This window comes from Halalkalibacter urbisdiaboli (genome assembly GCF_002156385.1).
Classification (GTDB): domain Bacteria; phylum Bacillota; class Bacilli; order Bacillales; family Bacillaceae_D; genus Halalkalibacter_A; species Halalkalibacter_A urbisdiaboli.
This window is the reverse complement of record NZ_MVJM01000002.1, coordinates 1,124,644-1,136,684: the sequence shown is the minus strand read 5'-3', so window position 1 is coordinate 1,136,684 and position 12,041 is coordinate 1,124,644. Positions and strand designations below refer to the sequence as shown.

The window sequence follows — 12,041 nt, the reverse complement described above, 5'->3', positions numbered from 1 at the left end:
ATAAAAAACATGGTAGGGAGAGAGACAAATGAAATTTTTTATCGACACAGCAAACATTAACGAGATTCGCGAAGCAAATGATTTAGGGATTTTATCTGGAGTAACGACAAACCCATCGCTTGTTGCAAAAGAGGGTGTAGATTTCCACGATCGTTTACGTGAAATTACAGCGATTGTTCCTGGTTCTGTTAGTGCAGAGGTTATCGCACTAGATGCAGAAGGTATGATCAAGGAAGGAAAAGAGCTTGCTGCAATTGCTCCAAATATTACAGTTAAAGTTCCGATGACAACTGAAGGCTTAAAGGCTGTTGCTGCTTTCTCGAAAGAAGGAATTAAAACAAACGTGACGTTAGTTTTCTCAGCTGTTCAGGCTTTACTAGCAGCGCGTGCTGGTGCTACATATGTTTCACCATTTTTGGGCCGTCTTGATGATATTGGACATAACGGTTTAGAGCTAATTTCTCAAATTCGTGAGATTTTTGATATTCACGGTTTAGAAACAGAAATTATTGCGGCTTCGGTTCGCCATCCTGTTCACGTAACAGATTCAGCATTAAGAGGTGCACATATCGCTACAATTCCATTTGGTGTAATTAAGTCTTTATCGAAGCATCCATTAACGGATCAAGGAATCGAAAAATTCTTAGCTGACTGGAATAATAAATAAGAGACATTAATTTGAATCTCTTTAAAGAGGGGGCATCTTTGAGGGCACTGAAAAAGGGTGCTTTTCCCTTTTTAAATGCCCTCAAAGCAACGTGCGGAGCCATTGCTACTTAATAAGAGGCACTGAAAAAGGTTTTTTTACCTTTTTCAGTGGCTTCGTATCTTTCATCATTTAGTTGAAGGGTGCTCACCTTTTCATCATTCATTAATATGTCTCCCTTTTTTTAAAAAAAGAAAAGGAAGCGAATTCATAAAAAAATAAGTGCTCTTTCGTAAGTCTGAACATAAAATCTAATATGCCATTATTCGAAAGCGTCGTACCTTTATTACGTAGCTCAGAGATAGTAAGAATCAAGTTATCTCTTTCCAATTATGTAACCTTCTAAAAAAGAGTGATGAAAATGTCGACTTTTTTTCACGTTACATTTGTCGGTTTTTGGTTATAATGGAGAAGGAGTAGGACTTGATTTAAAAGTATAGAATGAGCTTGGATAGAAGGGATGCAATTATGGATAAATTAATGATTGAAGGCGGACATCCGCTAGAAGGTACAGTTCAAATCAGTGGCGCGAAGAACAGTGCAGTCGCCTTAATACCTGCTGCGATTCTTGCAGATTCAACTGTTACAATTGATAATCTACCGTCTATATCAGATGTACAACTGTTGGCAGATTTATTAGTAGAAATTGGTGGCGAAGTTGAGCTAGGTAATCATGAAATCAAAATTAATCCTGAACAAATGATTGCCATGCCTTTGCCAAACGGAAAAGTGAAAAAACTACGTGCATCTTATTATTTAATGGGCGCGATGCTAGGGAAATTTAAAAAAGCAGTCATTGGTTTACCAGGTGGCTGTAATCTAGGACCAAGACCAATTGACCAGCATGTTAAAGGCTTTGAAGCCCTTGGTGCAAAGGTGACAAATGAGCAGGGTGCAATTTATTTGCGTGCAGAGGAATTACGTGGTGCGCGCATTTACTTAGATGTAGTCAGTGTGGGCGCGACGATTAATATCATGTTAGCTGCTGTCAGAGCAAAGGGTCGTACAATTATCGAGAATGCCGCAAAAGAACCAGAAATCATTGATGTCGCTACGTTATTATCGAGTATGGGCGCAAAGATTAAAGGAGCGGGAACAAACGTCATTCGTATTGATGGCGTCGAATCATTATCAGGTTGTAGACACTCAATTATCCCAGATCGAATTGAGGCCGGTACATATATGATTATGGCTGCCGCTATGGGCCAGCGAGTGATTGTTGATAACATCATTCCATATCACGTCGAATCACTGATTGCAAAGCTGCGTGAAATGGGTGTAGAAATCGACGTATTTGATGATCGAGTGATGATTCACCATCAAGGCGGAACGAAAAAATCTGTTGATATCAAAACGTTGGTGTACCCAGGGTTTCCGACCGATTTACAGCAGCCATTTACGAGCTTGCTTACTCAAGCTGAAGGGACAAGTATCGTAACTGATACGATTTATAACGCTCGGTTTAAGCATATTGATGAATTGCGTCGGATGGGAGCAAACGTCAAGGTGGAAGGTCGTTCTTCGATCATTAACGGGAAAACCAGGCTCCAAGGAGCAAAAGTGCGAGCAAGTGATTTACGTGCTGGTGCTGCCCTTGTTGTTGCTGGGTTAATGGCTGAAGGCGTAACAGAATTGGCTGGATTAGAGCATGTCGATCGAGGCTATGAAAATCTTGAACAAAAGCTAATCGGGCTCGGTGCGAAAATTTGGCGGGAAAAAATGAGTGAAGAAGAAGTAGAACAAGTAAAGAGTTAATGGGGTATATAAAAATGAGATAGTGAAAAGGGAGAGGTCAACCATGGAAAGAAGCTTATCGATGGAGCTGGTTCGTGTAACTGAAGCAGCTGCACTTGCATCTGGTCGTTGGATGGGAAGAGGAAACAAAGAAGAGGCAGACCGTGCCGCTACAGAAGCAATGCGTGACGTATTCGATACCATTCCGATGAAGGGGACAGTCGTGATTGGTGAAGGCGAAATGGACGAAGCACCGATGCTATATATTGGTGAGAAACTCGGGAACGGTTATGGATCCCGTGTCGATGTCGCTGTCGACCCGTTAGAAGGAACGAACATTGTTGCCTATGGACAATGGAATGCGTTAGCGGTATTAGCGATTGCCGATCACGGGAACCTTCTTCATGCTCCTGACATGTATATGGAGAAAATTGCAGTCGGCCCAGAAGCGGTTGGAAAGGTTGACATTGACGCTCCGATTATTGATAACTTAAAAGCTGTAGCGAAAGCGAAAAACAAGGACATTGAAGACTTAGTCGTCACTATTTTAAATCGTGACCGTCATCAAAAGATGATCCAAGAAATTCGTGAAGCTGGTGCTAGAATTAAGCTGTTATCAGATGGAGATGTAGCGGCAGCTATTAATACAGCGTTTGATGACACAGGCGTTGATATTATGCTCGGTTCTGGCGGGGCACCTGAAGGCGTTTTAGCAGCGGTAGCGCTAAAGTGTTTAGGCGGTGAGCTTCAAGGAAGATTGTTACCACAAAACGACGATGAGTTAGCCCGTTGTAAAAAAATGGGTATCGATAACTTAGATAAGGTTTTTTACATGGATGATCTCGTAAAAGGTGATGATTGTATCTTTGCTGCAACAGGTGTAACGGATGGAGAGTTGCTTAAAGGTGTTCACTATAAAGGATCAACTGCCACAACACAATCACTTGTTATGAGAGCAAAGTCTGGAACGGTCCGATTTGTTGATGGGAAACATAGTATGAAAAAGAAACCGGATCTTGTTATACGTTAATGATTGGAGCTGGACGTGAAAAGTCCAGCTTTTCCTTTGATTTATGACGTTTAAGATTAGAAAGTATAGGGTATACAAGGATTAGGAATACGAAAATGATTGAATAAATGTGTTGTTTATGGTTAAAATAGAATTTGTGAATAATCTTACTCTTATCTTTTTACTTTCCACAGCCCCTCCATTTCAAAATAAAGAGAAGAAGATCCCAAAAAATTACTATATAAATAAAATGAATAATTAAAAAGTGTGGTGTCATGATGGGTGTCCATATTACAGATTTAGAAAGTATGAAACTAAAGGAACTCTATGAACTCGCAAGAGAATATAAAGTTTCATATTATAGCAAATTAACAAAGAAAGAATTAATTTTTGCCATCTTAAAGGGCCAAGCGGAACAAGATGGTTTAATGTTTATGGAAGGTGTCCTTGAAATAATCCAGTCTGAAGGCTTTGGTTTCTTAAGACCGATTAATTATATGCCGAGCTCAGAGGATATTTACATTTCAGCTTCACAAATTCGACGTTTTGATTTAAGAAATGGTGATAAAGTTTCGGGAAAAGTACGTCCACCAAAGGAAAATGAACGATACCACGGGTTGCTTCATGTTGAGGCTGTAAACGGAGAAGCGCCTGAAACATCGAAAGAGCGACCTCACTTTCCTGCCCTTACTCCTTTATACCCTGAGCAAAAAATTGAACTAGAAACGGCCCCAGGGCGAGTATCGTCACGTATTATTGATATGATCTCACCAGTAGGTTTCGGACAGCGTGGGTTAATTGTCGCACCGCCAAAAGCCGGGAAGACATCCTTAATGAAGGAAGTTGCAAATAGTATTGCAGAAAATCATCCCGATGTTGAACTAATCGTACTATTAATTGATGAGCGACCGGAAGAAGTGACCGATATCGAGCGTTCCGTTAAAGCCGAAGTTGTTAGTTCAACGTTTGATGAAGTTCCGGAAAACCATATTAAAGTTGCGGAATTAGTGCTAGAACGCGCGATGCGATTAGTTGAACACCGAAAAGATGTTGTGATTCTAATGGATAGTATCACTCGACTTGCCAGAGCATATAACCTAGTTATTCCACCAAGTGGACGAACGCTTTCTGGGGGGATTGATCCAGCTGCATTCCATCGTCCGAAACGTTTCTTTGGTGCAGCCCGTAACATCGAAGAAGGCGGTAGCTTAACGATTTTAGCAACAGCATTAGTAGAGACAGGCTCACGTATGGACGATGTTATTTATGAGGAATTTAAGGGAACAGGGAATATGGAGCTTCATCTTGATCGGAAGCTGGCAGAGCGTAGAATCTTCCCATCTATCGATATTCGCCGTTCAGGTACTCGTAAGGAAGAGCTTCTTATGCCAAAAGATCAGCTAGACAAGCTTTGGGCGATTCGTAAAACAATGAATGACTCACCAGAATTTGTTGACCAGTTTATAAAACGAGTAAAAGAAACGAAAACGAATGTCGACTTTTTTCAAGCGATGGAAGAAGACATGAGTGGAATGAAGCGAAAAACGCGATCATAATTTATAAAAAAATCCATATCTAGCGAAACTTGCAGTTGCAAAACCCCTATCAACTTGATATAATTTCGTCATGTGTGATTTAGATAAACTCTGTTTCGAAAAGATTCAGGGCAAAAGGAGTTGAAAGTAATGAAAGAAGGAATTCACCCAGGCTACAAAAAAGTTGTATTCCAGGATACAAGTACTGGTTTCCAATTTCTAACTGGTTCTACAAAAGGCTCTAACGAAACAATTGAATGGGAAGACGGTAACACGTACCCACTTCTAAAAGTTGAAATTAGTGCTGATTCTCACCCATTCTACACTGGTAAGCAAAAACTTACTGATGTTGGTGGACGTGTAGACAAGTTCAAGAAGAAATACAACATGAAGTAATAAGCAAACAGGCAAGCTAAAAAGGCTCTGCCTGTTTTTTTATAGAGGCGTGCGGTTTTGGCGCGCCGGCAGCCGACCGTAGGGAGGCTCAAGGTTTTAAGAGGCGTGCGGTTTTGGCGCGCCGGCAGCCGACCGTAGGGAGGCTCAAGGTTTTAAGAGGCGTGCGGTTTTGGCGCGCCGGCAGCCGACCGTAGGGAGGCTCAAGGTTTTAAGAGGCGTGCGGTTTTGGCGCGCCGGCAGCCGACCGCAGGGAGGCTCAAGGTTTTAAGAGGCGTGCGTATTTTGCGCGCCGGCAGCCGACCGTAGGGAGGCTCAGCTTTTAAGAGGCGTGCGGTTTTTGCGCGCCGACAGCCTCTTTTAGCTTGAGTAGACATGCTGTATGAACGCTAGTTATTTTAGGCGGGCACGTGTAGCTGATAGCCGAACCGAAGGAAGGCCTACGTGCATACATCTACAGAGAAGGCATTGATAAAGTAAGGTGAGGGATTAGACATGCAGATTATGAAGAGAGAAGGATGGATTGAGGTAATTTGTGGCAGTATGTTTTCGGGAAAATCAGAAGAACTAATCCGCAGAGTTAGACGGGTTAGCTTTGGGAAAATAAAGGTTCAAGTATTTAAGCCAGCGATTGATAATCGTTACAGTGAAGAAGAAGTAGTTTCCCACAATGGAACGAAGGTTTGTGCAAAGCCAATTGAACGCTCCGTTGATATTCTCGAGAACATAGAGCCTGAGACCCAAGTGATTGCGATCGATGAAGTACAATTTTTTGATAAAGAGATTATCGCCGTAGTGGATGAATTAGCGAATCAAGGCTATCGGGTTATTTGTGCTGGTCTAGACCAAGACTTCCGTGGCGAGCCGTTTGGTCCGATACAACAACTAATGGCGCTAGCGGAGGACGTGGCAAAGCTTCAAGCTGTGTGTCCGTGCTGTGGTTCTCCTGCTAGTCGAACGCAGCGATTAATTAATGGAGAGCCAGCGTCGTATACAGATCCGATTATTCTTGTTGGAGCTTCTGAAGCGTATGAGCCAAGATGTCGCCATTGCCATGACGTTCCGAATCGTCCTAGCCGCTTTGAGAAGGCTAAGGATTTATTAGTGTAAAACATGTGGGGCTGTCCCAAAAGGTTTAAAACGAACCTTTTGAGGCAGTCCCTTTTTGTATAAAATTTGGACTTTATAAAAATACTAAATAAAGTCGTTGACAGCAGTAAAATATTTTACTAAAATGTTTACTATGAGGTGAAAACGTTTTCTAAACGGTTTTACTCTATTAGATTGCTGAGGGGGAAAAGTAGATGAAAAAGTTTTGGAGTACATTAATGATGGCGACGTGTTTATCCGTTGTTGTTGCTTGCTCAGGAAACGGTGGTTCTGGTGATACAGGAAATGCTGGTGATGCAGGAGCAGATACTGGCGATGGAGAGCAAGTTACTCTAACAGCTTGGGCATGGAATGTAAATGTAGGCGCGCTAGAAGCGGCTATCGAGTTGTACCAAGAAGAAAACCCGAATGTAAACTTAGAAGTTCAAGATTTTGGTCGTTTAGACGTATATGATAAGCTTTCAACTGGTCTAGCATCTGGTGGCTCAGGGTTACCTGATATTGTTCTTGTAGAAGATGACCGTATTCACGGATATGTAGAAGCGTTTGCAAATGGTTTTGTAAACTTATCTGAAATGGGATTTGACGAGCATGAGTCTGTATTCCCATCTTTCAAAAATGAATTAGCTTCATATGATGGCGATTTTTATGCAATGCCGTTTGATGCAGGTCCAACAGGATTGTTCTATCGTACGGATATCTTTGAAGCTGCGGGTGTAAATGCAGAAGAGATTGAAACATGGGATGATTTATTCGTTGCAGGTGAAGCGATTAAGGCTGAAACTGGATCACAAATTATGCCGCTAGATATGTATAAGGATGATCCAATTTTCCGTATGATGTTGAATCAAGAAGGCATTTATTACTTTGATGAGAACGGCAACATTGATTTAACAAATCCTAAAGCTGTCAATGCGATGGAAACATTAAAGAAGTTTGCTGATGCAGATTTAATTAAAGATGTAGATGGCTGGAATGGTGTCGTATCTTCAACTGTAGATGGTTCAGTAGCAACGGTTCCTTTCGGTGCTTGGTATTACGGTACAATTATTGACCAAGCAAGTGAAACAAGTGGAAACTGGGGCGTAGTTCCTTTACCAGCATTTGAAGAAGGTGGGAATCGTGCAGCGAACTTAGGTGGAGCGGCATGGATGATTCCTCAATCCTCTGAAAATGTAGAAACTGCTTATGACTTTTTAGAGTTCTTTTCAACGTCAGAGGAAGTTCAGTTAATTGCTATGCAAGATCACGGGTTGTTCCCATCACTAAACACGGTTTATGATTCTGAAGTATTTACAACAGGGGTTGAGTTCTTTGACGGTCAACCGATTTGGTCAGAGTTTGCAGCACAAATGGAAGATGTTCCAACAGCATACTATACAGATGATTATTCTTTAGCGTTAGATGAAGCGATTAAGGCACAAGCTGATGTTTTCTTAGGCGCTGAGCCGAAAAAAGCGCTTGAAGAAGCAGCTGAGCGTTTAAACAGCCGCTCGCAACGTGAAGTAAACTCGTACTAATATTTCTTGAAAAAATGAGAGACTGTTTCAAAAGATAATAAGTGTTTGAAATGGCTCCGTTTGCTACGCGCCTTACGATGAGAAAGGCATTCATAGTGAAAAGAAGTAATGGCTTCGCACGTTGCACGCCTTGCTACGAAAAAACCACTCGTAGCAAGGCTTTCAAAATCGGGCAACGGCTCCGCACATTACAGACCAATGAAAAAGGAAAAACCACTCTTTTTCAGAGGCCTTTTCATCGTAAGGCTTTTAAAACATGTAGCGACTATGTTTTCGTGAGAATAAGTTTAGTAGAAAGTAGGTTTAACATGAAAACAAAAGCGTATATCCCATATTTATTTATCGCACCTGCTGTTATTTTGTTTTCCATTTTCATGCTTTACCCTATCATTTCATCCTTTATTTTAAGCTTTCAGACAAGTGTACGTGGGGATATGGTGTTTGCAGGTCTTGATAATTATCGTCGCCTGTTTTCGGATGCGATTTTTATCACTGCTTTGAAAAATACATTTATCATCATGATTATTCAAGTTCCAGTTATGTTGTTTTTTGCGATTATTTTAGCAACCTTTTTGAATTCAGCAATGATTAAAGCAAGAGGACTGTTTCGTGTTTCATTTTTCTTACCTGCGGTTACTTCTCTTGTTGCGTACTCGATGATTTTTTCCATTATGCTAATGGGTGACGGTATTATTAATCAGGTTCTTAATGCGATTGGGGCCAGCGGAATTCCGTGGTTATCTCATCCGGTTTGGGCGAAAGCAGCACTTATTATTGCCATGACGTGGAGATGGGTTGGTTATAATATGGTCATTTATTTAGCAGCCTTACAAAACATCCCTGAGGAAATCTATGAAGCTGCGAGTATGGATGGGGCCTCAAAAATTCGTCAATTCTTTACGATTACGGTTCCACAGTTAAAGCCGGTAATCTTGTTTACAGGGGTTTTATCAACAATTGGTACGTTACAGCTCTTTGATGAACCATTTACGTTAACAAAAGGTGGCCCGAGTGATGCAACGTTAACGATCGGGATGTATTTATATCAAACAGGGTTCCGCTACTTTGACTTTGGGTATGCCTCAACAGTTGCATACGTCATCGTCGTATTAATTGGAATTTTTACATTCCTTCAATTTAAAGTGACGGGTGATGAGAAATGAAAAATAAAAAGACGTTACAAAAGCTCGGTTTATATACATTTTTAATCATTGGTGCGATTGTTTCCTTATTCCCATTTTACTGGGCTTTAGTGGGAGCAACAAATGAAAGTGGAAAGCTGTTTGCTTCACCACCATCGTTAATACCTGGGACAAAGTTAATTGAGAATATCGTGAACTTAAATGAAGCCATCGGTATTTGGCGAGTGTTATTTAATTCACTTTTTGTATCAAGTGTCTATACGGTGTTAGCATTATTAATTAGTACGATGGCCGCCTATGCGTTTGCAAAGTTTCGCTTTAAAGGTCGAACGTTTATTTTCACTGTATTTTTACTATCGATGATGATTCCATATCATGCGACAGTGATCCCTTTATTCAAAATGATGGCGGCGCTTAATTGGCTTAATACGTATCAAGCGCTGATTTTGCCAAACTTGGCGTATCCTTTTGCGATTTTTCTAATGCGGCAAAATATGCTTGCGTTTCCGAATGCGCTTATTGAAGCGGCGCGAATTGACGGGGCCGGGGAGTGGAAAATCTTTTTCCGCATCGTCCTTCCATCGATGAAACCAGCATTAGCAGCGACAGCGATATTCCTATTCATGTTTCAATGGAATAACTTTTTATGGCCGTTAATTGCTGTAAACACAACAGATATGTACACATTACCTGTTGCCCTATCAAGTTTATTCGGGCTATCAAGAATCGACTACGGTCAAGTAATGGCTGGGGTTAGCATTGCGACAATTCCGATCATTATCTTTTTCCTTTCGCTCCAACGTCATTTCATTTCAGGAATGCTTGGAAGCGCAGTAAAGTAAGAGAAATATAGAGATTCATAGTAGTAGGAGGAGACAGCATGTACGTAGGAGTGGATTACTACCCAGAGCACTGGCCGAAAGAAATGATGGAAGAGGATATTTTAGGAATTAAAAAGTTACATTCAAACATTGTCCGCATTGGTGAATTTGCATGGCATTTAATGGAGCCAACCGAAGGGAACTTTGATTTCTCCTTCTTTGATGAAGTGATAGAGAAGGTGAAAGAGCAAGACTTATACGTGATGTTTGGTACACCAACCGCAACGTTTCCTGCTTGGTTAGCGAAACAATATCCATCCATTCTATCAGTGGATGAAGATGGCGCTACACGCAACTTTGGTGGAAGACGTCAATATTGCTACAACTCGCCAGTTTATCGCGAGTATAGTGCGAAAATAACAGAAAAGCTTGTTCAACATTATCAGAAAGAAGATGCGATTATTGCATGGCAAATTGATAATGAGCTTGGACATGAAGGCAGTGACATGTGTTATTGCAAACAATGTCACAAGGAATTTCACTTATTTTTAGAAAATAAATATCAACATATAGATGCGTTAAATGAAACGTATGGGACGATTTTTTGGGGTCAAACGTATAACTCGTTTGATGAAATCCCGATGCCGACGAAAACCATCACTACGCATAATCCGACATTAAAGCTTGACTGGGCCCGATTCCGTTCGTTCTCCTTGAATCGCTTTGCGCAGGAGCAAACGGCGATTGTCCGTAAGAATAGAGGGGCTCATCAGCAAATTACGACGAATATTGCCGGTGGTTTTTTCTCGAAATGGTTTGATCATGAGGAAACCGTTAAGGGGATGGATTTCGTTTCTTACGATAATTATCCAGTTTGGGGAGGATTGACCGAACCGATTCCTCCGGCGGAAATTGCGATGACGCATGATTTTAATCGCGGCTTGCTCGACAAAAACTTCTGGATTGTTGAAGAACTAATGGGCGCACAAGGGCATGACATTATTGGCTATTTACCAAGACCGAATCAAGCGAAAATGTGGTCCTATCAAGCGTTTGCCCATGGTTGTACAGATATGCTTTACTTCAGGTGGCGCGGAATGACAAAAGGGGCCGAACAATATTGCTACGGAGTTGTCGGGCATGATAATCATTACGGCCGTCGTTATAAAGAAGTGCAAAACGTCTTTTCTGATATTCAAAATTATGAAGACGTGCTTCAAACAGAGATTAAGTCTGATATTGCGGTGCTCTATGACTATGATAATATTTGGTCTTGGAATTTCCAGCAGCAGAGCTCTGGATTTGACTTTAAACAAGAATTGATGCGGTTGTATACGCCATTTTACAAGCTGAATACACATATTGACGTGATTCCGGTGTCGCGTGATTTTTCCTCCTATAAGGTATTGCTCGTTCCTGCATTACAAATCATTGATGAAGCATTAGCCGAACGTTTTAGAAGTTTTACTGAGCAAGGAGGAACGGTCATATTTACGTTCCGTACAGGAATTAAAGATAAGCAAAACAACATTTATTTAAAGCAAACGTTGCCTGGATATGTAAAGGATATAACCGGAATTGAAATTCACGAAATTGAAGCATTATCTTCATCACAAACAGTTCCGATTATAGGAGCTGGTGAGTTTCAAGGTACATCCTCTACTTGTTCGATTTGGAGAGATGTAATTACACCTGTAACAGCTGAAACGCTGTTTACGTATGACGATCCATTTTATGCTGAAGCGGCCGTTACGAAAAATAACTTCGGAAAAGGGCTAGTCTATTATGTGGGCGGTGGCATTGAGGAAGATGTTTTACTAGAGATTGCAAAAAGAATAGTGAAGGAACAGGACGTTGCGCATGTCGAGAGTGAAGAAGGTTTAGAAGTATACTCACGCTTCATTGACAATGAGGTCTATTATTTCTTCATGAATCATACAGCAGAAACGAAAACATTTGAATCACTGACATTGCAGCCATACGAAAGCAAAATCGTCAAAAAATAAATGAAAGCTAGCTTTGGTTCCATTTTAAAGATAGTTAACCTTAGATAGATTGTTAGGGTGAAGCT

General features: G+C 41.1%; 10 protein-coding genes. All 10 read left to right on the top strand.

Annotated elements, in window-relative coordinates:
- Positions 1 to 28 precede the first annotated feature (28 nt).
- The 10 genes from fsa (at position 29) to B1R93_RS13190 (ending at position 11,976) form a co-directional block, all read left to right on the top strand.
- Entirely contained in the window at positions 29 to 667 is a 639-nt protein-coding gene (fsa, locus tag B1R93_RS13235; protein WP_088104419.1) for a fructose-6-phosphate aldolase, read from the top strand.
- Between the two features lie 507 nt (positions 668 to 1,174).
- The gene (locus tag B1R93_RS13230) at positions 1,175 to 2,461 is read left to right on the top strand and encodes a UDP-N-acetylglucosamine 1-carboxyvinyltransferase (protein ID WP_088104418.1); all 1,287 of its coding nucleotides are present in this window, start codon (positions 1,175 to 1,177) and stop codon (positions 2,459 to 2,461) included.
- A 43-nt stretch (positions 2,462 to 2,504) separates the two neighbouring features.
- The gene (glpX, locus tag B1R93_RS13225) at positions 2,505 to 3,470 is read left to right on the top strand and encodes a class II fructose-bisphosphatase (RefSeq protein ID WP_088104417.1); all 966 of its coding nucleotides are present in this window, start codon (positions 2,505 to 2,507) and stop codon (positions 3,468 to 3,470) included.
- A gap of 257 nt (positions 3,471 to 3,727) precedes the next feature.
- Positions 3,728 to 5,005: a transcription termination factor Rho gene (gene rho / locus B1R93_RS13220; RefSeq protein ID WP_088104416.1), complete on the top strand. Its 1,278-nt coding sequence runs from the start codon at positions 3,728 to 3,730 to the stop codon at positions 5,003 to 5,005.
- A gap of 129 nt (positions 5,006 to 5,134) precedes the next feature.
- Positions 5,135 to 5,380, top strand: coding sequence for a type B 50S ribosomal protein L31 (locus B1R93_RS13215; protein ID WP_088104415.1), 246 nt, complete (start codon positions 5,135 to 5,137; stop codon positions 5,378 to 5,380).
- Positions 5,381 to 5,872: 492 nt separating this feature from the next.
- On the top strand, positions 5,873 to 6,487 hold the full coding sequence (locus B1R93_RS13210) for a thymidine kinase (protein WP_088104414.1): 615 nt from the start codon (positions 5,873 to 5,875) through the stop codon (positions 6,485 to 6,487).
- 194 nt (positions 6,488 to 6,681) lie between these two features.
- The gene (locus B1R93_RS13205; RefSeq protein WP_088104413.1) at positions 6,682 to 8,007 is read left to right on the top strand and encodes an ABC transporter substrate-binding protein; all 1,326 of its coding nucleotides are present in this window, start codon (positions 6,682 to 6,684) and stop codon (positions 8,005 to 8,007) included.
- A gap of 308 nt (positions 8,008 to 8,315) precedes the next feature.
- Positions 8,316 to 9,170, top strand: coding sequence for a carbohydrate ABC transporter permease (locus B1R93_RS13200; protein WP_088104412.1), 855 nt, complete (start codon positions 8,316 to 8,318; stop codon positions 9,168 to 9,170).
- Entirely contained in the window at positions 9,167 to 9,991 is an 825-nt protein-coding gene (locus B1R93_RS13195; RefSeq protein ID WP_088104411.1) for a carbohydrate ABC transporter permease, read from the top strand. The genes B1R93_RS13200 and B1R93_RS13195 overlap by 4 nt, the downstream gene beginning before the upstream one ends.
- 38 nt (positions 9,992 to 10,029) lie before the next feature.
- Entirely contained in the window at positions 10,030 to 11,976 is a 1,947-nt protein-coding gene (locus tag B1R93_RS13190; protein WP_088104410.1) for a beta-galactosidase, read from the top strand.
- The last annotated feature ends 65 nt before the right edge of the window (positions 11,977 to 12,041 follow it).